At 40.8% G+C, this 21,388-nt stretch carries 23 protein-coding genes; 5 read left to right on the plus strand and 18 right to left on the minus strand.

Features of this window, described 5'->3' with window-relative positions; all coding sequences use genetic code 11:
- Positions 1 to 114: 114 nt before the first annotated feature.
- Positions 115 to 1,071, minus strand: a complete 957-nt coding sequence (locus NST58_RS17720) for a WYL domain-containing protein (RefSeq protein ID WP_076217735.1) — start codon at positions 1,069 to 1,071, stop codon at positions 115 to 117.
- A 111-nt stretch (positions 1,072 to 1,182) separates the two neighbouring features.
- Here NST58_RS17720 and NST58_RS17725 point away from each other — a divergent pair, with 111 nt between their 5' ends.
- Positions 1,183 to 2,118, plus strand: coding sequence for a Gfo/Idh/MocA family oxidoreductase (locus NST58_RS17725; protein WP_339243659.1), 936 nt, complete (start codon positions 1,183 to 1,185; stop codon positions 2,116 to 2,118).
- A gap of 356 nt (positions 2,119 to 2,474) precedes the next feature.
- Here NST58_RS17725 and NST58_RS17730 read toward each other — a convergent pair whose 3' ends face one another.
- From NST58_RS17730 to NST58_RS17755, 6 genes are all read right to left on the minus strand, one after another.
- Positions 2,475 to 2,945 carry a DUF3889 domain-containing protein gene (locus NST58_RS17730; RefSeq protein ID WP_339243661.1) on the minus strand — a complete coding sequence of 157 codons (471 nt, stop codon included), beginning with the start codon at positions 2,943 to 2,945 and terminating at the stop codon, positions 2,475 to 2,477.
- 196 nt (positions 2,946 to 3,141) lie between these two features.
- A complete protein-coding gene (locus NST58_RS17735) occupies positions 3,142 to 3,768 on the minus strand; it encodes a type 1 glutamine amidotransferase family protein (protein ID WP_076217733.1) in 627 nt (208 codons plus the stop codon).
- 109 nt (positions 3,769 to 3,877) lie between these two features.
- Positions 3,878 to 4,840, minus strand: coding sequence for a YafY family protein (locus NST58_RS17740; RefSeq protein WP_076190218.1), 963 nt, complete (start codon positions 4,838 to 4,840; stop codon positions 3,878 to 3,880).
- A 558-nt stretch (positions 4,841 to 5,398) separates the two neighbouring features.
- Positions 5,399 to 6,211: a hypothetical protein gene (locus NST58_RS17745; RefSeq protein WP_339243663.1), complete on the minus strand. Its 813-nt coding sequence runs from the start codon at positions 6,209 to 6,211 to the stop codon at positions 5,399 to 5,401.
- 547 nt (positions 6,212 to 6,758) lie between these two features.
- Entirely contained in the window at positions 6,759 to 7,184 is a 426-nt protein-coding gene (locus tag NST58_RS17750) for a hypothetical protein (RefSeq protein ID WP_076217730.1), read from the minus strand.
- Between the two features lie 66 nt (positions 7,185 to 7,250).
- Positions 7,251 to 7,658, minus strand: a complete 408-nt coding sequence (locus tag NST58_RS17755) for a hypothetical protein (protein WP_256721801.1) — start codon at positions 7,656 to 7,658, stop codon at positions 7,251 to 7,253.
- Between the two features lie 319 nt (positions 7,659 to 7,977).
- On the opposite strand from NST58_RS17755, the gene NST58_RS17760 reads away from it, so the two are divergent.
- Positions 7,978 to 8,211: a hypothetical protein gene (locus tag NST58_RS17760; RefSeq protein WP_076217729.1), complete on the plus strand. Its 234-nt coding sequence runs from the start codon at positions 7,978 to 7,980 to the stop codon at positions 8,209 to 8,211.
- Positions 8,212 to 8,240: 29 nt separating this feature from the next.
- Here NST58_RS17760 and NST58_RS17765 read toward each other — a convergent pair whose 3' ends face one another.
- On the minus strand, positions 8,241 to 9,194 hold the full coding sequence (locus tag NST58_RS17765; protein WP_076277023.1) for a hypothetical protein: 954 nt from the start codon (positions 9,192 to 9,194) through the stop codon (positions 8,241 to 8,243).
- Positions 9,195 to 9,363: 169 nt separating this feature from the next.
- On the minus strand, positions 9,364 to 9,636 hold the full coding sequence (locus tag NST58_RS17770; RefSeq protein WP_076277024.1) for a hypothetical protein: 273 nt from the start codon (positions 9,634 to 9,636) through the stop codon (positions 9,364 to 9,366).
- 527 nt (positions 9,637 to 10,163) lie between these two features.
- On the opposite strand from NST58_RS17770, the gene NST58_RS17775 reads away from it, so the two are divergent.
- Together NST58_RS17775 and map are read left to right on the plus strand one after the other, a co-directional pair.
- A complete protein-coding gene (locus tag NST58_RS17775; protein WP_339243668.1) occupies positions 10,164 to 10,709 on the plus strand; it encodes a TetR/AcrR family transcriptional regulator in 546 nt (181 codons plus the stop codon).
- Between the two features lie 7 nt (positions 10,710 to 10,716).
- Entirely contained in the window at positions 10,717 to 11,463 is a 747-nt protein-coding gene (map, locus tag NST58_RS17780) for a type I methionyl aminopeptidase (RefSeq protein WP_076184402.1), read from the plus strand.
- Positions 11,464 to 11,621: 158 nt separating this feature from the next.
- Here the strand turns inward: map and NST58_RS17785 are convergent, their stop codons facing one another.
- From NST58_RS17785 to NST58_RS17820, 8 genes are all read right to left on the minus strand, one after another.
- Positions 11,622 to 12,362: a class I SAM-dependent methyltransferase gene (locus tag NST58_RS17785; protein WP_081387526.1), complete on the minus strand. Its 741-nt coding sequence runs from the start codon at positions 12,360 to 12,362 to the stop codon at positions 11,622 to 11,624.
- A 178-nt stretch (positions 12,363 to 12,540) separates the two neighbouring features.
- Complete coding sequence (locus tag NST58_RS17790; protein ID WP_339243671.1) at positions 12,541 to 13,515, minus strand: aminoglycoside phosphotransferase family protein; 975 nt, start codon at positions 13,513 to 13,515, stop codon at positions 12,541 to 12,543.
- A gap of 227 nt (positions 13,516 to 13,742) precedes the next feature.
- The gene (locus NST58_RS17795) at positions 13,743 to 14,615 is read right to left on the minus strand and encodes an AraC family transcriptional regulator (protein WP_339243673.1); all 873 of its coding nucleotides are present in this window, start codon (positions 14,613 to 14,615) and stop codon (positions 13,743 to 13,745) included.
- Between the two features lie 241 nt (positions 14,616 to 14,856).
- A complete protein-coding gene (locus tag NST58_RS17800; RefSeq protein WP_339243675.1) occupies positions 14,857 to 15,336 on the minus strand; it encodes a flavodoxin domain-containing protein in 480 nt (159 codons plus the stop codon).
- Positions 15,337 to 15,369: 33 nt separating this feature from the next.
- Positions 15,370 to 16,221 carry a hypothetical protein gene (locus tag NST58_RS17805; RefSeq protein ID WP_339168086.1) on the minus strand — a complete coding sequence of 284 codons (852 nt, stop codon included), beginning with the start codon at positions 16,219 to 16,221 and terminating at the stop codon, positions 15,370 to 15,372.
- Between the two features lie 61 nt (positions 16,222 to 16,282).
- Positions 16,283 to 16,906 (minus strand): TetR/AcrR family transcriptional regulator, encoded by a 624-nt coding sequence (locus NST58_RS17810; protein ID WP_339243677.1) that lies wholly within the window; start codon positions 16,904 to 16,906, stop codon positions 16,283 to 16,285.
- A 186-nt stretch (positions 16,907 to 17,092) separates the two neighbouring features.
- Positions 17,093 to 17,194 carry a sporulation protein YjcZ gene (locus NST58_RS17815; RefSeq protein ID WP_197069683.1) on the minus strand — a complete coding sequence of 34 codons (102 nt, stop codon included), beginning with the start codon at positions 17,192 to 17,194 and terminating at the stop codon, positions 17,093 to 17,095.
- 363 nt (positions 17,195 to 17,557) lie between these two features.
- The gene (locus tag NST58_RS17820) at positions 17,558 to 18,067 is read right to left on the minus strand and encodes a GNAT family N-acetyltransferase (RefSeq protein ID WP_076184408.1); all 510 of its coding nucleotides are present in this window, start codon (positions 18,065 to 18,067) and stop codon (positions 17,558 to 17,560) included.
- A gap of 165 nt (positions 18,068 to 18,232) precedes the next feature.
- Here NST58_RS17820 and xerS point away from each other — a divergent pair, with 165 nt between their 5' ends.
- Complete coding sequence (gene xerS, locus NST58_RS17825; RefSeq protein WP_076130054.1) at positions 18,233 to 19,315, plus strand: tyrosine recombinase XerS; 1,083 nt, start codon at positions 18,233 to 18,235, stop codon at positions 19,313 to 19,315.
- Positions 19,316 to 19,984: 669 nt separating this feature from the next.
- On the opposite strand, the gene glp is transcribed toward xerS, so the two are convergent.
- Positions 19,985 to 21,247, minus strand: coding sequence for a gephyrin-like molybdotransferase Glp (glp, locus tag NST58_RS17830; protein ID WP_339243680.1), 1,263 nt, complete (start codon positions 21,245 to 21,247; stop codon positions 19,985 to 19,987).
- Between the last annotated feature and the right edge of the window lie 141 nt (positions 21,248 to 21,388).

Consider the following 21,388-nt stretch of genomic DNA (forward strand, 5'->3'; position numbering starts at 1 on the left):
CATAATCATTATTATGTTAACTAACTATATGAATTAATTCATTTATCAGAAAATCGGGACCGTATCTTCGCAGAATATGCAATAGCTACGGTCTCTTTTACATAGAAAAAACGGTTAATCATATATTCCCTGCAGAAAACTCAACTGACCTTTCACATATTGCCTTAGCTCTAAGGGCTCAATGATTTCGGAATGTCCTATTATGCTCCAGATATTAGCACATGCACTTTCATAACCAAACATATTCACCTTTAAAATGAATGCATCCCCTTCTTCCCTCATTTCCATGACCTCTAGCTGAGATAAAGAAGACCTTGTTCTCTTATCGGCTCTAATCACAACAGGATAGACCTCTTCCTCTTTACAAGCTTGCTTAAAAACCTGTCCCTGCCGCTTCCAGTGCTCTTCTAATGAAAAATCCATAGGTATAGAGTACTCTTCTTCCAAAAGCTGCGTAGAGGCAATTCGCTCACATTTAAATGTGCGGATGTGCTTAGCTTCTTCACAGTAGGCTATAAGATACCATTCCTCTTTTTTCACCACAAGACCATAGGGCTGTAATTTCCTGCATGATATTTCTCCGCTAACCTTTTGGTACGCAATCTGTAGTTTCTGAGATCGCCAAACAGCTGTCCGAATAGATTCCAGACAGGGAATTTCTATTCGTTCTGTCCACCAAGGTGTGTCATCGAAATAAAAGCGTTTTTGCGCTTTCTGAATGTCAGGTTGGTAGGATGCGGGCAATGTTTTTTCTAATTTCAACAGCGTCGTTTTCAGCTTAAGACCCGATTCAGAATGTCCCCCAGAATAGATGCCCATACCTGTTAAATATAGATTGATTACATCTTCACCATGTAACTGCTTCAGGTTAACTGTGTATCCCTCCATTAAGGAGATGCCACCATTGGGCCCCGACATAGACAACAAAGGAATTCCAGCTTCAGCTAGCACATCAATATCTCTATAGATTGAACGTACAGAGGTCTCCAAGGCTTGAGCTAGTTCATTGGCCTTCATTTTCCCTCTCGATTCCACTAATAATAAAATAGCAATCAAACGATGCAAGCGCATGAGAACCTCCGAGCTTTTCTTTTTTATCTAGTATACTTCAAAATTCTTGCCATGATGTTGTCAGCAATAACAGGTTATGATTAGTTCATTACATAAAGGGAGCTGAAACATATGAAAATTGCCGTATTAGGAACAGGGTTCGGAGCTTATCATGCAGAATTATTGACGAAAAATGAGCGTGTAGACAAAGTTATTGTTTATGGTAGAAATGAAGCTAAGCTGCAAAATTTAAAACAAACGTTAGGCGTTGAGATTACCACAAATATAGAGGATATCATGCTTGATACCACGATTGATGTGATCGATATCTGTCTGCCCGTGACTTTACATAGACAGTATGCCGTTGAGGCGCTTAAACATGGAAAACATGTATTCTGTGAAACCCCCGTATGCTTTACCATTGAAGATGCCCTTGCGATGAAGGAAGCAGAACAATTGTATGGCAGACGAATTCTCGTGAACCAATTTATTAAATTTGATCCTGCGTACAAATATTTATACGAAACCACTTCTAATGAGAAATATGGAAAGCTTTTAGCCTTCACCTTAAAAAGAGAAACGTCTCCTCTCTGGGGGGATCTCGGACTTCATTCTATCTCCACAAATCTGATGATTCACGAACTTGATTTTGTAACGTGGCTGCTTGGATCGTTAGAAGAATACTTTGTGTGGGGAACCGATGGTGGACGAAGTGAACAAGCTTTAGTGCGTACCCATTTTCAGAAAACGAATGTCTCCGCAGAGATCGTTGTATCCTCACAAATGCCAACGGGTTATCCTTTTTCCGTAGGGTATGAGGCTTATTTTGAACAAGGAAAGCTAGTCTATCAAGAAAGTGACGACATGAACGGCACGGTTGAAGGATCATTAATTGAATATACCTCTGCAGGTAAACAGCAACTTTTGTTAGAACAAGCTAATCCTTTTGAAAAGAGTATTACGCATGCTCTCCAATGCTTAGAGGAGGGTTCTACATCAATAATCGAGTTAGACTATGCCTTACAAGCTATGGAATTAGCAATAAAAATAGAAAAAAGGCTTGTGTAAACATAGGGGTTGGTGTTAGGTATCCTTTTTCATGGGTTTTGTTTGTGGGGGTGTAGAACTTATGGAATTAGTGGATAGTAGCTAGGGAGAGGAATAGGTTTTGAGTTTTCTATTGTGAATTTTTCATATGTTGAAATTGTAGAATAAAGTAGTAAATTCAGTCCTTTTTGGTACGCTATGGTTAGTTCTTGTTCATAAAAAGCTGTTATTTCACAGCATTTTGGAGGGGTTTCATCCTTGGGATTAAGGTCGTTCAATTAGAGGATAAGTTAGCTGAACAGGCTGCCTATGATCTCGGCAGTCTGTTGTCATTGTACTATCGTGCCCCATTAGCGTAATCGCGAGATTTATTAAATCTAACGATTAGTTTCAGAAAACTGAATCGATTGGATTGTATCAGTTAGCGGGTCAAATTGGATCGATACAAAAACTCCAAACTCGTTACCTGCTTTGCTTCTAATCCATAGTTTGAATTTCTCTTCAGACTTTTTAGGTGTTAGTTCAGTACGACCAATGTGCTTATAATCAATTATGACTGCATTGTATCGTTTTTGTGTTTCCTCTACTGCAATTTTGCCCCATTTTGCGTATTCAGGCGCAGCCTCTACTGTAACAGTAGAAAAAATAAGTATCGCCAAAAATGATATCAGTATTTTTTTCATAATAACCGCCCATCTGGAGAAGTTTCCAGTAATATCTCCCACTTTATCCAAATGTATTCTTAGACAACTTAACGCCAGCGTACAGTCTACAACTTTATTTTTAAATTTATCAAGATCTAGATTTAGGAAAGTCAGATATAATAAAGGGTTCCACATATTAGTCATGACTAATATGTGGAACCCTTTATGCTTAACTATCGTACTCCGTTAGGATTTCTGTGGAACGAATATTTTAAATCGCGTTGTTACTCATACGGCATCTTGTCCTTACCCATATATAACACACTGTTATATATGGGTAATAGATGTAAAGTCGTTGGGTGTTCCATTCTTGTATATTTACCTGACACTCCCATATCTTTTATTGTATTGAATTCATCAACTCATAGTAATATTTAGAATCACTAGTCTTATAAAGGCTATACCAAGCGTCTAATGTTTTTGGAGAAAACACATCCAAAGCTTTCAAGATGTGTGCAGAAAATTCCAACGGAGCTATCCCAGATGCTGTGATCAGTTTTCCATCAGTTACAGCAGACTCCATTTTATAATGCTTTTCTCCTGTATAAGTGGGACAGATCATTTTAAGGTATTCCAGATCATTGCTTGTATGCCCGCGTGAATTCAGCAATCCTGTCTGGGCAAGTCCCATTGTAGCACCACAAATCGCTGCAACCCATATACCTTCCCTTAAACACCTTTCAGCGATTTTTAAGAGGGGGTGGTGAATGGTTTCTGTCCATGTATCTCCACCGGGTAAAATCAATAGATCGGATCTTTCAATACTGCAATCATCCAATTTGATGTCAGGCAATATTTTCAATCCGCCCATTGTAGTTATTGGAGTCTTATCAATTCCCACGGTAACTATTTTTGATGGGGCCAGCCCCTTTTTATAATATCTTCCCGAGTTCAGTTCGGCAGTTAAGTAACCTATTTCCCAGTCTGCCATTGTGTCAAACACATAAAGATATACCGTATTATTCATTTGCAAGTTCTCCCTATTTTACAATTCATCAAGTGATACCAACCATCGGTAATCAATGATTATCATCATTATAAAATGACTTCACTGACATCCGCTGTCAGTAAAGTTTTTAAAGTTGATAATATTCCATTAACTCCGACACAACACCAACAAGTTTTTCCTTCAAACTCTGTGGTTCGATTACTTGAATGGATTTCCCGTAGGATAAGAGAAAATTAGGAACATAGGTATGAATTGATTTTTCCTCAAGTAAAAAGATTGCTTGATTTGATGTACGCTCTTTCAGATGATGCCCCAAAAACCAATGCAGACATAAGTCATCCAACGCCTCTGACCTACCTTCGATAATTAAAGCAATTAACCCGTCCTTGCCGACTAAATCAGGTAATAGATTTCGCAAAAAAAATTCCCGAGCCAAAAAAGCTTCGGAACGTTTAAATATGTTTTGAGTCCGCTTGATTTGTAAAATCCGTTCTACCCGAAAGCTGCGGATCTCATTTCTCAGGTGGCAAAATGCAACAATATACCATTTATTGTTCCAGTACACCATTCCATAGGGATCTATCACCCTAGTCTTGGGTTGATCATCACGGCGTGTGTGATAATCAATTTCTACAGAGAATTCGTTTGCTACAGCTTGCTCCAATTCCGCCAATACTGGCTGAATAGAAGGGTCTCCCCTACGGTTTATAACTTCAAATCCGGCTAAATGATGGCTGAGAACACTTTCCTGTTCCTGATTCGAATACATTTTCAATTTGGATGTCGCATTACCTAAAGCCTCACTCAAAGGGTATCCCGCTTCTTTTGCAAAAACAGCAGCATGAAGAAGTGCTTTTTTTTCTTCAATATCAAATAGCAGAGGTGCTCTGATAAAATTATTCAGTAAGCTATACCCGCCATTATGACCAGTGTCGGATATTATAGGCACTCCACTGGCACTTAGCGCATCAATATACCGATAGACTGTCCTTATATTTATTTCTAACTTTTCGGATATTTGTTTTGCGGTCATTTTAACACCCGAATTCAGCATCCATAGGATTGCCAGCATATTATCGTTTTTTGGCATCACATATACCTCATCTTTTATTAGGATCGCTCAAAATTATTTGTTTTGCGAATCGCCTGCATCCCTTTATTCATCAATCTTGCAGCCTTTCAATCCTAACGTAGCATTCAATGTGTGTCGACTCCCGTAACTTAAGAACAATCTGCAATTTTTAACATTGCTGCTCTTAGCTCAACTCAACATTCTACTTTACCACAACTTGTGATACAGTTCACCGCGCTGTTTGTAACGGTAAATTTTTGGGCCATCCTTTGCAGAATGCTCTTTCTTTGATCCGCTAGGTTCCAATTGCCCTAACCGCCGTTCAGGGGACTAAAGAATATACACAGCATATACATCACCTGGAAGAATGGATATTCCCAGTTTCAATAAACTTGAGTGATGCGTATAGCCTTTACCAAGTAGACAGTTAATAACGCCTTTACACAAAAACAAACTTACCATGCGTCTGCTCATGAGCAGTAACGCACGGTAAGTTCCATCAATAATAACTCTTTATTTGGTAATATGTTGTATTTTTATGAAAATATCTTCCTTCTTCATTTATTTATGCCGTCATCAGTATTTAAGCTCAATATCCTTCCACATGGTATTCCCATCCTTGTCGAAGCCTGTCATCTCGGTAGCGCTCATCAATTCGCCTGTTTTGACATCAAAGAAAGCGCTCATTCTCAAACTATCATTCTCACGATTAGGAGAATTCGGCGAGATACCCATAACTCTTAGCAGCAGACGTGTTTTGGAGGAGTTAGGATCAGTATTATACCCGCTGATAGTAAAATGATACCCCTTGATCCAGTCATCTGCTATAGCAGGATTTCCTGGTTTCATCCCCAGTCTCTCAACAGCTTGTTTAACTGCATCGGAAGAATCAATTTGAATATCAGATATCGCATACTGTCCTTTTACAAGTAAATTCTTATCGTGCTTTTTCACATCAGTCTTAATGGCCATTCCATTATCGATCTTGATATAAATAAAAACATTCCCTTTCTTGCTGCCAAATTCGAGATTCCAAGCATCTCTTGTTCCATCCGAACCATCGGTTCGTTCCTGGGAAACAGAAGTGTCATCCGTGCTTGTTATGTTAATAAGTAATGGCTCTTCTTCCGTCAGCTTCTTCGCCTCTGAGTACCCAAGGCGCAGTGCCTCCATCGCGGTTACGCTCTTCTTTTCATTGGTTCCCTTATTCGTTATTGTGGCAGCTGGTTTATCTGTCTCGTTAATCATCTCACTGGTTGTTGTGGCGGCCTGTTCCTCTGATTTGTTAGAAGAGCCGTCGAAAAGAACATTTTTCATACTGAAGAATAGAACGACCATCATCACAATCAATGTAATTAAGGCTATGCTAACATATTTTCTCTTACGCAAGGCTGCTTCTCCTTAGTTAATGAGTATAAGAAACTTTGGTTACGCCATAATTAACTGCTGAAGTAGTTTCCGTACTGTCCACACAATGACGATTAAATTTTCCAATTTTTAACACACCAAAATCATACAATAATGTTTCCTTAAATGCAATTCTAGTCGCATATTTTAAAATAACGGCTATTATTTACATTAACTCGAAACGAAATTGATCCTAGCTCACTGGTTTCAAAGGTTAAACTTGCCCCTATTTATGATACGGTTCTCCTTGCATCACCAACTGGTAAACCACTTTCCGAAAAATCATCGTCCTCCAGAAACCAGAAGACGATTTTTTAAGGGTCGTTCTATCGCTTTCCATGTGCACTTCTTTTATCAATGCACGAAGTAATGCTTTCTTCTCCTCATTCGACGTATCATTGAACAACTCGTTAAATTGTTTCAATGCTTCATGAACCATGTCCTTATTGATATGTAACTGTTTGAAATTGATTTTGAGCAAATGAAAACCGCCCCCAAAACAGCAGGCGGTCAACCAAAACTATTTCATTCACCAGTAGTTTAATACAGAACCGATGTATCCGATTTGTAATATTGGATTTACAACAATGGAGGTTGTGATTAACATATTAACCTTTTGCTCTACTGTTATATTATTAACACCTCTCCAGCGCACAATCATTTTCATTAACACTTGTAACATAATGAAAAACAAATTGAATGCTACGAAGAAATAGCTCTTTATGAATGTTTTGGTGTCATAAACACCGAATAGATAAAAATCAAACGACCTATCAATATGATAATCGTTGTATAGACTAAACGTAATACTAAGAATTAGAAGTACATAACTCGTAGTGATGGACCATTTTAATAACCTTATATGGTCCCCGTTTGCAGCTCTATTAATTAATAATCCAGCTATTATGAAACATATAGTTCCTCCACCAACAATAGCTATTTCTTTAATTTCCATTAAACTCCCCTACCTATTAACATCGCATCTGTATTGTATACGTTCTAATCATTACTCTGTTCCATATTAACTTAAAGACTCCGCATTCGAGTTTAAGCCCAAAATTTCAATCACTTCGACTTGTCCCAACCTTCTTGAACCTGCCATGAAATAACCAATGACTCCAACTTTAATTCGATTTATGTGTACCTCTCTTCTCATCTCGGGGAAAAGTATCCACATTCTTGCAGTACCTTGTTTAGGCACCGGAAGATTTCTATCTAGAATAATGCTTCCGCATTTATCTTCAAATTCAGGATGAATTGCAAATATGCCAGTCTCTTTGATGTCGTCTCCGTCATATGCAAAATCACAACGCAATCCCTGGAACACGGGATGCTTTTTTCCACCCTCTTCTTCGGAATAAATCAGATATTTAATACTAAAATCCGGAGGAAGATTTCTAACCTTCTCATACGGAACCCACACTTCCATGACACAGCACCCTTCTTATCAACCAAAAACTTACATAAATAAAATGTACCATAAAACACTGCGTCATATAACTATTTGTCAGTTCAACAATACCTTAGCATCATTGACTCGGAGCCTCTGCTAGACACTGTATGTCAGCCCAGCCGCCATTCCCTTTAGGACGCTACGCTAGGGGTCTGACAGCAGGACAGCCTACAATGTCCGCCCCTCCACATCAATGAACCGCTCCGCTTGCAAACTCCATCACATAATTTGACGCAATTATTGACTTTCCAAAAATTTAAGTTATTTTATCTTCGACGAAGGAGGTGAATAGCCAATGTTCTATACCAATGATATGGTCTTTGTATCTTGCAGAGCTACTAAAAATGATAAATTTGCTATCTATACATTTGTGGACTTAGCGAGTTGGGAAAGATATCAGTTCCTCGGTAATCAGAATCTTACGAAGGATATCCCTGATAGGTCAAAGGTCGTTGCGTCGTTTACTCTATCAAAAAAAGACACCGGATTTAGTGTCTTTGTACATGCGATTACTGAAGTTAGTGAATAAATAAACAGATAGGCAAGGGTCTAACTTGCTTATCTGATTTTACTTGAATCCGAAAGAATATAGTCCATGTATTGTGCTTCTAATTTTTCACGCTTTAGTAGATAGCGGTCTTTAAGATAATCTACTAAATCATACTCTGAAAATGCTTCAAAACACTCTTTATATTTCTTCTTACTTTCCCACGTTAGATTACCCCATTCATTTTCATGATTGATTAAATAAAACATCATTGCTCGCGTTCTGATATCATCCACAGCTTTGTAGTTGGGTTTGTATATCTTTAGCCCTCGAAATACATTGTACTCCGAAAAAGCGTTAAGGTTTGTTTCAACTAGGGCTGCCTGACCTTCAAGCTTAAACTCCACTCGCCACCAATTTTTCTTAGTTTCAAGGAGATTTTCCTCTTCTCTTGAAACCTCTTCTGGGTTCATACTCAATTTTGCTTTACGTTCCAACAGCTTATTGTAAATGGTAACCCTATAATCGGATTCTTGAGAGCCAATATTCAGCGTCTGTAATTCCAAGCCCCTACCTCTTATATACATTCGCTTTCTAGGATGGTTATCCTCGATAAACTGATACTCTTCTAAATTAAGTTCTATGTCAAAAGCCAAATCTATTCTGGTCGCAGATACATCAGACAATAAAGGAAGTATTTTTCTTTTTAAAAACTGTATTTCTTTTGCTGTTAACTTATTTGGATTGAAATCAAGACGAAATGAACGCGCATCTTTAAATTTAAGTTTATCTATGATTTCGAAAAAACACTTATCGTAAAAAATAAAACCTGACGGTGTTCTTGTTTTATTACCTTTAGTAATTCTGATGTCATATTTATAGTTATCTAATAATTTTTGAAATTTGTCAGGACCTTTATAAGTCCAGTTTCCTAATAATGTTAGTCTATCAATGCTTATTTCAAACACATTCGGTTTCTTATCGTTATCAAACCGTTCAAGCCACTTCTCTATCTCTGATTTCAAGACACCACTTCACTTCTTCATAAAAGGCACTTCGGTAAAAATCTGAACCTAGCCGGCTATTAGAGTGTGCCGGCTTTTTTAAAAACGGAAACAATAAAGTGTTTTTAAGTTGTTTATGGCGTCTCATCACGTAAGGAGACGCAAACACCTAAAAACACATATTGGTTTCTTAAACTATTTCAAGCACTTGTTTTAAACTGTATAATGCTGCGTAACCTCTGTATCCAGACATTCTTAAAAATCCGACGATGGTTAACTGCTCTTTTTGTTCTGCTGATAGGTTAATCTTAGCCAGATTTTTTATCTCCGCTAATGTGCACATATCAATAACGTCCATATCTGGCTCTTCATCTTTTGTGAAATCATAAATTGGCTTTTGGCTGTTAATCACATCTTGCTTAAGATACATCCCGTACTTATTCGGTTGTATTCCCTCGTTCACACATTCACCTCCTTCCTCATATTTGCAGGTAAGTTTTTCAAATCCTACTTCACTTTCAAAAAAAGTCAACAAAAAAAGAGAGGCTTTACGCCCCTCCACCGAATACGGTATGTTACTATCTCTTTACCACCTCATCAATTCCTACTTCCATATGTCAGACGATAACACAGGCAATTCAACTCTCCGCTTTACCACTACTTGTGGTACGGTTCACCGAGTCTGATCTTAAACTAAGCTGCCCGTAAGTGAATAAGTTAACATTCATTCCCTCGAATCCTTTGATAGACATCCGCATAGGAAAACTTAAGTTGTTCTCGCAACTTTTTATTTTCTTCTTCGAGCTTCTTCATCTTTCGTTTTAAGGACGCAATGATGGTGTCCTTGTTGTTTTCATCGAACGCCAACAGATAATTGCATTTCTCCGCCTCATACGTTACACTCTTTATATTGACAAATTTGCAGGTCTATAAAAAGGAGGTTAACGTGCCATGTGTCCCCGTACCAAAGAACAAAATGAGCTCATACGTATGCAGCGCAGAGAACAGATCCTCGACTTCGCCGCGCGCACCTACTTCCTTACGGGCGGAAGCTTTGATATTCGCGATGTCGCCCGCGAGGCTGGTCTCGGTTATGGCACGGTATACCATTATTACCCCAACCGGCATTTACTAATAGAAGATGTGCTGAGCAGCGGCTTCGAGCGATGTGAGCAAGCCCTGACTCAATGGGCGAACATCAGCCGGGACACCCCTGACGACAGGAAGTTGTTAACGTATTGCAAGTCGTTACTCCGGTTGTGGCAGTCAGATGCCCGCGCATATCTCGTCTACAAAATGGCGGCGGAGCATTATACAGGCTTGCCAGAAAAAGATCGGCATCCTGCCAAAAGACGATTCACGGAAAGACTGTATGTTCCACTCCAATCGATCATCCAGCGCGAAGACGACAGCGTCGACCTTATGCTTGCCGTGTTGGTCGGCTGCTGCGGGCTGCACTACTATGCGAACACTTCCGAGTTGGACATCGATCGAATTGCCCAGCTCGCAATGCAAGCCATTACAAAGGAGTCCTAATACAAACATGGTTATCTTAAAAAGCAAGTATGAAATCGAAGCCATCCGCAAGGCATGCCAGGTTGTGGCCGAATGCCATCGCACAATTGCCCCGCTCATCAAACCGGGCATCACAACGAACGAGATTGAGCGCATATTCGAGGATATTATTTTGAAGCACGGCGCCAAACCATACACGAAGGGTTACAATGGCTATCAATATGCGACCTGTGCCTCCGTCAACGACGTAATTGCACATGGCTTCCCTACAAATAAGCCACTTGAGGAAGGCGATATTGTGACGATCGACACGGTAGCGGAGCTCGACGGCTGGCTCGGCGATTCAGCCTGGAGCTATGCGGTCGGGAAGATCTCACCGACGGCTGAGAAGCTGATGCGCATCACGAAGGAGTGCCTTGACCTCGGCATCGCGCAGGCACAGCCCGGCAATCGGCTCGGAGACGTGACGAGCGCAATCCAGCGGCATGCCGAATCGAACAACTTCGGTGTCGTGCGCGACCTTCTCGCTCATGGCATCGGTCGTGACCTTCACGAGGAGCCGACCTATATGCATGTCGGCAAGCCCGGCAAAGGCCCCCGCATCAAGGAAGGCATGGTATTCACGATCGAGCCCATGATCACTGAAGGCACCTACAACATGACAATTGACCAGGACGGCTGGACCGCCCGGACGCTGGACCGCAAGCTCGCCGCCCAATACGAGCATACGATCGCCATCACCGCTGAAGGACCACAAATCCTGACCGCGCAATAGAACAATTAGAAGCCGACCAACGAGAGGGTCGACTTCTTTTTTATTTATTGAGCAGAAAACGAATGGCCCGCGGACCGATTGAATTCTTAATGCGAAAAGGATGCGAAAAATCCCCCTCAATCTGAGGGGGGGTTCTATCGCAATGCATTACGTTTCGACTAACATTTCCTACAAACACTAATGATAGATGAAGATGACAGAGAAAACGGCGTTTTATCCCAGTCAGCATATTGATGTTCGACGCAAAAGCCGTGACGAGTTAATAAAGCATGTAGCGTATTCGGATCCGTGAACCGACAAGCAATTCGGGAGGTCGTTCGCTTATACCCCCAATCACGCATCGTGACCCAATGCATGATATGCTGGCCAGCATCGTAACATTGGGTGCCTGATACCTTGACGTTATTTCCATCCTTATCAATAAATGATCCCCATTCTGTCTCCTCTTGATCAGATAAATCCGTTCCCTCCGGATTTCGGGTCTCAAATGCAAAGATTCCATGAGGTTGTAAATGTTTGTGAACGGTCGTAAGCAAATCGCTTTGATCTTGATCACTTAAAAATGCCTGAAAAGCATTACCAGTCAAATAAATCATCGAAAATCGCTTGTCCGATTCGAAGGTACGGGCATCACCTTCCATAAAAGTTACAGTCAGCCCTTTCGCCTTCAACCGCGCATACGCAATCATCGCTGAAGAGATATCTACACCGGTCATTGTTATACCGGCTTTCGAGAGGGGGATCGTTGTTAAGCCTGTACCACAAGCAAGTTCTAACACTTCCCCAGAACTCGATCTGGCAAGCTCAAGATAGAACTGATATTTGTCCATTTCATCGTCAAATTCAAGATCGTAATTTACCGGATCTTGAAATTCTTCAAGATTGCTATGTTCAATCAACACCATTCCCCCTTTCATTCCTTGTTAGAATATAATCGAAATAAATGCTAATCGACAGCCATCGCGCTTAACAGTATTATTTTTCTATTTTTTTGATAACACGTTTGGTGATAAACGGTTATAATCAATTTTCATCAAACATACCAGTCCTCGTTAGTTCAACCCTGAACGTTCCATTTTACATTTTATAAAATATACTTTCACCATTGAGGAAGGGGCGACAATACTCAGCGCATAATTTGGGCATTCTTTCACGCATCCAGTCATGAACATGTACATTCTCTATCTGGAAGACGTAATACCCAATAATAGCGACCAACATTAAACCTTCCAACTGCAGTAGATCATTCACTGTATTTTCACACTCTCTGTAATAACCCTTTAGGAAAATATCTCTTCGATCGGAAGGCAGCATCATAGCTCCCATGGCTACATCAAGTAAAGCATAACCTTTTCCGAAAAAGCCAAAATCGATAAAACGCACCTTCCCTTCGGTTGTGATGATGATATTACCCATACACAAATCCCCATGAATAAGGTCCGGGCCAGCCTCCCCGCCATGGTCATCTAACCGGGAGTTGATCAATTGCAGCGTTTGTTCAATGACATTAGCATCAGAAGGCGTAAATAAATTCTTTTTCACACCCGAATGAATCACACGGATCATCCGTTCATTATAAGCTTTGCCTTGACTCGGGCGAATCTCCATACCTGAATGTTCGTACTGCCGAAAAAAAGTATGCAGTTCTGCTATTTGAGATCCCAGTTCTTTTACCAGTTCAAGATTGTTAACATCATTCATATTCATGTCTCTTCCATCCAACCAGGTGAGGACGGAGCAGTTTAGCAGTTCACCTTCGTATTCAATGATCGTAATAAGTTCACCCTCATTGTTTCTTACGGGAGTCTGTATTTCGTTGGTGCTCCAGCTTCCAAGCTTCTCAAGCATTTGCAATTCTCCAAGAATGCCGCTGTATGTATGTTGCAGACCTTTCATGTCCTCTATAAAAGGTTCATGAATGCGGAGTAAATATGATTTTCCCGTTCTGTCATTAACACGATAGGTTCTGTTCTCGTTATGCCTTAAGAAAATAATCTCAGGCTGTTGGATATCGTACCTGCCTAGTAAGTCCAAAATCTTCTCGTTCGTCATAAGGGACTCCTTTAAAATAGAAGGATTCATTGATTCAATCTTCGTCTGAGTCATAAAAATTGAAATCTACTACATTCTAAAAATCATTCAATTCACCAATTGTACTTCTACAACATTTTCGAAATATCCTGCCTATAGCTTGACGAAGCTGCCGGAATGATTTTTCGCGGCAGCTTCGTTGTGAAAGGATATTCAGCGCTCAGTTTCAATAGTCCAACCAAACTCTTTTATTTCTTAGTGATAGGCACCCATATTTCACTTTTAAAATTTGGCGATGTGATATCTTTGTGCTCATTCCATAGAATTTCAGGCCCTTTAATTAGCTCATATCCCGATGACGGAGCCCATTCCGAATATATTCGCCCCCAGATCTCTTGTAGCGCACTCGGAAAAGAGCCGACGACTGTGAACACAGCCCACATAGAGGCCGCCACTTCCAACTGATCCAAGCTATTCCATGCGTCTTTCGTAGTGGCAACGCCAATATAATGATCGAACTCTCCTTTTTCCTCCATACGTCCTTCAGAAAAATTTGTAGAGGCGCTTATAAACCCTGAGGGCTCAACATCAGAAAATCTCTTCATCTCATCAATCATTTCCGGCGTCAACCCTTCATACATAGACGCAATCTCCGGATTGACCCCTTGGAAAATGATTGGAACCCGTTTTTTTATGCCCACGATGCGGAAAGACTCTTTGTTTTCAATCCGGTAATTCATTTCATTTCCTCCTTTGATAGTCAGCTGAAACGACATCCGAGGGAACGCCTTAAGGGAATGTCCATGGACCCGAGCTTCTGAAGGACTAACCCCATGCAGGCTATGGAAAGCCCTAGAAAAGGAATCCGGCGAATTATAACCATACTTCAGAGCGGTATCGATAATTTTGATATTACTTTGTGAAAGCTCGAGTGCTGCCAAAGTTAGACGTCGACGCCGGATGTATTCCGACAGAGTAATGCCTGCTAGGAATGAGAACATGCGAGTAAAATGATATTCCGAACAGCAGGCTATTTTCACAACCTCCTGATAATCAATGGGATTTGTTAGGTTCTCCTCAATATAGTTTATTGCTTTGTTCAGTTGTACCAGCGTATCCATGACGTTGCCTCCCCTCGTTAATTATAAGGTTATCAGAGATGGTTTTTATCTTCCCGACTTTATCTGCACGATTCTGTAGGGTTTTTTCATGTTTCGATGAACAGAGACTCAATACGAGGAAGTTACTCTCTTCTCACAAGAAGGACTACTTTTTTTGAATGTCAAAATCATAGTTAACATAATAAAAATTATGTTAACTATGATCCGAAGTGCGTTCAGAAGCTCGATCGTCCACTCACTTTCACAACCTTTTCATAGCAAGAGCAAAACGCTCTATCGTCTCTTTGGATAACCCATTTACGTTCTTATTTTTTCCTTTTACCATCCGCAGTACAAACCGGTCTAACAAAGTTAGCTTCTCTTCATAGATCTCATCTACAAAAACTTCTTTCGTCACCGATTGGTCATATAACACTTCTGGAAACGCAGATTTCAATTCTTGTGAGGCCTGTTCACCTGTTGCTCCTGCACAAACAAACAATCCTACTCGTTTTTTCCCTAGTTCATTTTGATGTTTTGTTGTAAAATCAGTCATTTGTTTTTGGATTTTTCCATAATAAATAGATCCTCCCAAGATGACCGTATCATATCGTTCCAGTGTCGGCTCTTTAGCATGCATCAGGTTAACTACTTCGGTTTCTTCGCCCAGTTGAGATTTTAATAAATAAGCCGCTTTCTCCGCACACCCATATTTCGAGGTATACATAATTATTGTCTTCATTCTAATCACTCCCTGCCGCTCGCTGGTCACATATTATCTTAAGGGTTCACGTACATGCTTTAACAAAATAACCATACAAGCAGCAATAGCTACAGTCATCGTCGGAAAAATTACACATTCGGCTATAGACACAGCCACACCGCTATAGATCATTGCCACCAGCATTGCCGTAATTGCTAGCAGTAATGTAACTCCTTTAAAAACAACGACAGTTGCCAGTAGGTACCCAAAAGGTTGTCTACGAATGACCATAATCCCCGTTACAATTGCTAATGGGACTAAGATCGCAAGATCCAAAACTTGAATTACCAATGTACTATAGTGCTCTAGCCCTTGTGGCGGTGTTCCCCCCAGTAGTGAATTCAGTATTTTCCTTAGCCAGAGCAATAAAATCATAAAAGCAATAACCATTAGGGAAAAGCCGATTCCTTTAGAAGGTAAACTGTTTTTAAAGTAAGTATGTATGGATTCTTTATCAAAGGAAAATAAGGCTAGGATGAATGCGAAAAAACTTAAAGAAAACAACAGCACATAAACTAAAAACAATGAATTGTACATCGTCAGAAAGCTGTAGGATACGTAAGTATATAAAAAGTACCCCAAAGTGCCCGTAAGGAGCATCCTCCCCTTTATCGAGCCTTTAATTGTCATGATGAGCGAACTGAGCAGTAAAGGTATGGCAAGAAATAATGTAACTCCATCCTGTGCTTTAGCTTGTGCCGCCGCAGAGACAGAATCATGGCTGTACACTCCTGACCCCTGAAGCTTTACATCCTCGCCCCATATTGACGTGAAAGTATATTTTGTTCCATCACTTATCCCATCTGAAAACAATCCAACCGCTGTTGCAAACACTGCAATAACCGAAATCAACACCGACAGCACTACGACTTTCCTTATATGTTTTATAACAACCGCCCCCTCCCTTCATAAAAATATTTAGATTTCACCTGGAAGCAATAGCAACCATTGAATCCAAATGACATGAAATCAGAGCTTCGACCTGATCATCAGGCAGATCCTTTTCGACAAGCAACCGCATAATTAAACCGAATGCTGCACTCCATATCACCTGAGCTGTGAGTTCTACGAAAGCTTCTTGACGGTTTTTTTGTGCTTCAAATCTGTGCAAGCCCTGGCAGAGCATCCCAATCGCTTTACGTTCCTGTGCAGCTCCTCTAAATAGAACAGCCGTGTAACTAAGAACAGCCGGTGTATCGTTTAGCATGACATTCCGGTATTCTACACCCATATAAAGAGACATCCTGATGAACTTCTCCAATGATCGTTTTAAAAGTGTATCTGGAGGTAATTCCTGCTGTACCTCTTGTTGCACAGACTGAAGCTCAGAAAGCATATCCGTATATTTTTGTTGCAAATAGTTCTCGATAATCTCTTCTTTGCCTTTAAAATAATGATAAATAATTCCCGGTGAATATTCGATTTTCTCAGCGATTTTTCGGATAGACAGCTTCTCTATTCCCTCTTCGGCAATCAATAAAGCTGCATTTTGCAGGATTAGATTTCTCATTTCTTCACGCTCACGTACTTTTCGTTGTTCTTTAGTCATAAATTTGTCTCCTCATGTGTTGAACACCGTTTAATCTTTGAACACTGTTTAATATATGTTTTGGATTAGTATTATGTCAATATCCTTAGTCACATGTATTCCCCTCCTCCAATCTACATATCTGGACATAAAAAATCCGCCAGTCTATATAGACTGACGGAACCTTTAATTTGTGAAGTTAAAGGACTACAGACAGAGGGTTTTAGTAATGATAACCAACAGGATAAACAGAACCAGAATAGCTCCTGTGGAAGTGAAACCACCGTATCCTCCTGCAAATTCGCCCATTGTTGACTCCTCCTTTGTAATTGAGTACATCATAAGATATGCAATATTGCCCTCACTGACTGGGTATTTTGAACACAAAAAATAAACCAACGACCTTTTTTATGGTGAATGGTTTAATAGGTTGACATAATAAATGTTATGTTAACTTCAATAGAGAGCATAAGATGCTCCCTACATCACAATTCGTATATGTTCTTAATAGCTAGCCAGTTTTATAAAAAATCACAATTTCCTGACCTTCCGTCTTGACGCTCTCTTTGTCATTCTCTACTGTCTAGCGCTCACTCGCTTAGCCCCTTTTTCAATCCATTTGCCGTTAGTAGCAAGCTCCTTAGCTAAAAGAAACCAGCAATATAACGGTTTTTATTTCTTAATCCTATTAATAGTTAATGTGTTGAAGTATTGGCTGGGGTTGCCTTGCTGTGGATTAAAGCGCTCTTGAAACTCTCCATGGGTATAGTCCCCGATCACTTTATGCCAGAAATCACGAGCAGGTATATTCGCACGGACTTGTGAAACCTTCCATTCCCCAGAGTACATATCAAAGAGCTTATGCGCAGCCCATGTACCTACACCACTTCGGCGGTATTTTTGCATCACAAAAAACTCAGTCATATAAAACTGGCCTTCAGGATTACGCAATAACCTGTCCACCAAAGCAAAACCAGCAATATGCCCGTCCACCTTAAACAAATATGCGAATTTATTATTTCCGCTACTCCAATAAGCTTCTAGTCCTGGATAGGCCGGAAATACCCCGTCTTGATTGACATCAAATTCTAAATAACGGGTGAAATCATATAGGTAGAACTGCATTAATCTGCTTATAGTATGCTTACGTTCTTTGGGAACCAGCTCAATTTCAAGTTTCATTATGTGCACCTCTGACATTTATGTTTACTTCACATCATAAAGCTTAGCGGCATCAGGAGCAAGGCTCGGACCTAGTTTCCCCTTCATTCGAAGTCCAATCCGGGACAAAACATGTTAAGATAGAAGGAAGAGATTTTATGCAATCTATGGAAAAAGGTGAATCACATGAGCGTTCAAAAGAACGATGACCGTAAAAAACTTGATCAAAAGCTACCCCTCATGCCCTGGTTCGTTCAGCAGTTTATTGATTATAAACGCCCTGATCTCTCCCCTTCCACACTGCTGGAGTATATCCGGGATTATGAATCTTTTTTCGGCTGGTTGCGTGCAGAGGGCTTATCTCAAGCCGGCTCAAATACCGAGATCACACTTCTAGAATTGGAAACCCTACATATGGACAGTATTGTCGGATATCGGTTGCATCTAACTACTCGCGCCGAGGGAACGAACACTCGAGTTACTGTATCCCGTAAGTTATCTGCATTACGCTCCTTATTTCATTATTTAAGTCAAATCGCCGAGGATGAGAACTTTTATCCATTGCTTAAACGCAACATTATGGCTAAGGTTGAAGTCAAACGAACACATAAGCCAAAGGATACTGCCGCTAAGTTAAAGGGTAAGATTTTGGAAGATGAGGAATTACTGGAGTTTGTGGGGTACATTTATGAAGGTTATGGACGGGATGTGGAAGGTAACAAACAGGCATATTATTCGTTTCAATTAAATCATGAGCGCGACGCCTGTATTGCCAGCTTGATTCTGAACTCTGGCCTGCGTGTATCTGAGGTAGTTAATCTAAACGTAGACGATTTGGATGTTAACAACAAGCTGCTCTATGTCACCCGCAAAGGGAATAATGACGAAACGTTTAAGACACCTGTCTATTTTCGAGAGCAAGCTAAAGATGATCTAGCTCTTTATCTTAGTCTGCGCCAATCTCGCTACAAAACACCCAAGAGAGAAAAGGCCTTGTTTATCTCTCTCCCTAACGGGCGTCAAGAAGGCAAACGTATGACCAAACGTGCGATTCAAGAAATGATTATTAAGTACGCTAAACGCTTTGGTAAACCGTATCTTACGGTTCATAAGCTGCGTCATTCTTTTGCAACAGATTATTATCTGCAAAATGATATTTATAAAACGAAGGAACAGCTCGGGCACGCATCCACCGAAACAACTGAGATCTACGCTCATCTAACGGATAAAACGATGTCCGAGGCGATCGAGCGGCGTGCCGATAATTAATCATCACCAAGGGGAGCTTATACTTCGGATGAGTAGCCGCTCTTCGCTAGTGCAGAGTTGTTATCGGACGCAGCGGACCTTAAACGCAGGATTATCTCACATTTGGATTGCCAACGGACCCCAAGGTCGCTATTGGCCTGAAATACGCAAATATGAGCTCCATTCTATGAAATAGCGACGCTGAGGTCCGAAACCCCGCTTAAAAAGTGATAAATTTGCAAATAAGATCATCTGAGTCCTTAAGCATCCGCGGGGGATTAATCTCGGCAGTGGTGCAGGCTAATAACTCCAACCAGCAAAGTTGCGACTCTTCCGATAGGAGAATTGCTATGATAGTGTCGCCTACCCGGACATTTCATTCTCGCTTTTTTTCAAATTTGAGTACAACCGGCGGGCACCCCTAACCCTTTTATTGTTGCACTAAAAACCCACTTACGGTACGCAAGTGGGTTTTCTTATTCTAGTTTCTGGGGTAAAATCTCCCTTTAAACCGGTTGTAAGCGACTATTGGGTTAGCACGAAAACTGTTTTTTGCTTATCTATTGTGAATTTTTCATATGTTGAAATGTTGGAAATAATCCCGTTGACCCAGCAATTATATGGCGATTTCTGTGCGTGCGTGGATATCAACTACCTTTTAATCCTCGATGGCCAGAGTACCCTCCACATCTAGCCCCGAATCTCTCCTGGCAGCTTGATCACTGTTACCTTATCTCCGGCAGATAGCCCCTTTTCTTCTGGGGGTACAACTATCAAACAGTCGCTATCCTTGATCGTGACCGTTACGGAAGATTCATCAATGAGTGCCGGATAAGCAAACAGGCTGCCGTCTTTAATTTCTAACCGAGCTCGCACAAATCTAGTAAAATTATTCACTCTTTTATAATCTGTGCCGAGTGTAGCGCTCCATTCCGGTAAAAAAGGCTTAGAAGCACTTTGCATCAGTGAAATCACAAGCCGTGCAAACAGTTGAAACCCAACGAAACAAGCCCCCGGATTTCCTGATAAAGCTAACAGCAGCTTACCCCCTCTAACCGCAGCAGTAGTTACGCTTCCCGGACGCATCGTCACTTTATTGAATAACATATTACCACTTTGTTCGCGAACCAAGTCGCCCATGATATCATAATCCCCCACAGAAACACCACCAGTTGTAATCACAAAATCATAAGTTTCCAGCGCCATCTGTACTTTACTTCTAGCCAGCTCCAGATCATCCACAACAGAACCTAACATTACTGGAACCCCCCCTGTCTCTTTGACTAAAGCTTCGAGCATAGGGGAGTTGCTATTGCGGATTTTGCCAGGCTCCAGCGGCTCATGCACTTCCAGCAGCTCTGTTCCTGTGGCAAAGATGGCTACCTTGGGACGACGATAGACTTTCACGGTATGTAATCCAAACGCTGCAAGAACAGCTATATCCCCCGCAGAGATTAACCTTCCTGTAGGCAATACAAGATCACCTTGGCTTAATTCGAAACCTTGAGGTGTGATATTGCTGTTTGCTTCTAGTTTTTTTCGAATTCCAACGTAAGTCTTTCCTTCCTCTTCACGTCTCTCCGTGACCTCCAGCATCACCACAGCATCTGCACCAACCGGTACTTGTGCACCCGTCATAATTCTTGCGGCTGTTCCCGGAGTTATATCTACCGCAGGCACTGCGCCACACGGAATATTATCCACAATTTCTAACCATACCACTTGTCCATTAACACAGTTACGGGTATCCCCCGCGATAATCGCATATCCATCCATACTCGAACGATTAAACGCAGGAAATGGGTGTGGAGCGATCACTTTTTCAGCCAAATAACGTCCACAACACTCATCCAGCGATACGTCTTCTGATTCTAGCGGATTGGCATATTTGATTATTTTGGCCTGAGCTTCTTTTACTTGCAGTGCTTCACGCTGAAATTTATTATCCTTCATAAAGACCTCCGCTCTGAATCGTCGATGTTTGCAGTAATAGGTATTATTTTAACATGAGACCTCTTGAAGTAAAATTATAAACACAAAAGGCCACCATCCATGTTTATGGGCAGCAGCCTTTTCTACAATATTTTTTCCGGT

Origin of the sequence: Paenibacillus sp. FSL R10-2796 (assembly GCF_037965315.1) — a bacterium.
In the GTDB taxonomy this organism is placed as follows: domain Bacteria; phylum Bacillota; class Bacilli; order Paenibacillales; family Paenibacillaceae; genus Paenibacillus_AQ; species Paenibacillus_AQ odorifer.

What these genes read in the sequence shown, in the direction of transcription:
- NST58_RS17720 (WP_076217735.1), bottom strand. Translation starts at nt 1,071, where the DNA reads ATGCGCTTGCATCGTTTGATTGCTATTTTATTATTAGTGGAATCGAGA.
- NST58_RS17725 (WP_339243659.1), top strand. Translation starts at nt 1,183, where the DNA reads ATGAAAATTGCCGTATTAGGAACAGGGTTCGGAGCTTATCATGCAGAA.
- NST58_RS17730 (WP_339243661.1), bottom strand. Translation starts at nt 2,945, where the DNA reads ATGACTAATATGTGGAACCCTTTATTATATCTGACTTTCCTAAATCTA.
- NST58_RS17735 (WP_076217733.1), bottom strand. Translation starts at nt 3,768, where the DNA reads ATGAATAATACGGTATATCTTTATGTGTTTGACACAATGGCAGACTGG.
- NST58_RS17740 (WP_076190218.1), bottom strand. Translation starts at nt 4,840, where the DNA reads ATGCCAAAAAACGATAATATGCTGGCAATCCTATGGATGCTGAATTCG.
- NST58_RS17750 (WP_076217730.1), bottom strand. Translation starts at nt 7,184, where the DNA reads ATGGAAATTAAAGAAATAGCTATTGTTGGTGGAGGAACTATATGTTTC.
- NST58_RS17755 (WP_256721801.1), bottom strand. Translation starts at nt 7,658, where the DNA reads ATGGAAGTGTGGGTTCCGTATGAGAAGGTTAGAAATCTTCCTCCGGAT.
- NST58_RS17760 (WP_076217729.1), top strand. Translation starts at nt 7,978, where the DNA reads ATGTTCTATACCAATGATATGGTCTTTGTATCTTGCAGAGCTACTAAA.
- NST58_RS17775 (WP_339243668.1), top strand. Translation starts at nt 10,164, where the DNA reads ATGCAGCGCAGAGAACAGATCCTCGACTTCGCCGCGCGCACCTACTTC.
- map (WP_076184402.1), top strand. Translation starts at nt 10,717, where the DNA reads ATGGTTATCTTAAAAAGCAAGTATGAAATCGAAGCCATCCGCAAGGCA.
- NST58_RS17790 (WP_339243671.1), bottom strand. Translation starts at nt 13,515, where the DNA reads ATGACGAACGAGAAGATTTTGGACTTACTAGGCAGGTACGATATCCAA.
- NST58_RS17795 (WP_339243673.1), bottom strand. Translation starts at nt 14,615, where the DNA reads ATGGATACGCTGGTACAACTGAACAAAGCAATAAACTATATTGAGGAG.
- NST58_RS17800 (WP_339243675.1), bottom strand. Translation starts at nt 15,336, where the DNA reads ATGAAGACAATAATTATGTATACCTCGAAATATGGGTGTGCGGAGAAA.
- NST58_RS17810 (WP_339243677.1), bottom strand. Translation starts at nt 16,906, where the DNA reads ATGACTAAAGAACAACGAAAAGTACGTGAGCGTGAAGAAATGAGAAAT.
- NST58_RS17815 (WP_197069683.1), bottom strand. Translation starts at nt 17,194, where the DNA reads ATGGGCGAATTTGCAGGAGGATACGGTGGTTTCACTTCCACAGGAGCT.
- NST58_RS17820 (WP_076184408.1), bottom strand. Translation starts at nt 18,067, where the DNA reads ATGAAACTTGAAATTGAGCTGGTTCCCAAAGAACGTAAGCATACTATA.
- xerS (WP_076130054.1), top strand. Translation starts at nt 18,233, where the DNA reads ATGAGCGTTCAAAAGAACGATGACCGTAAAAAACTTGATCAAAAGCTA.
- glp (WP_339243680.1), bottom strand. Translation starts at nt 21,247, where the DNA reads ATGAAGGATAATAAATTTCAGCGTGAAGCACTGCAAGTAAAAGAAGCT.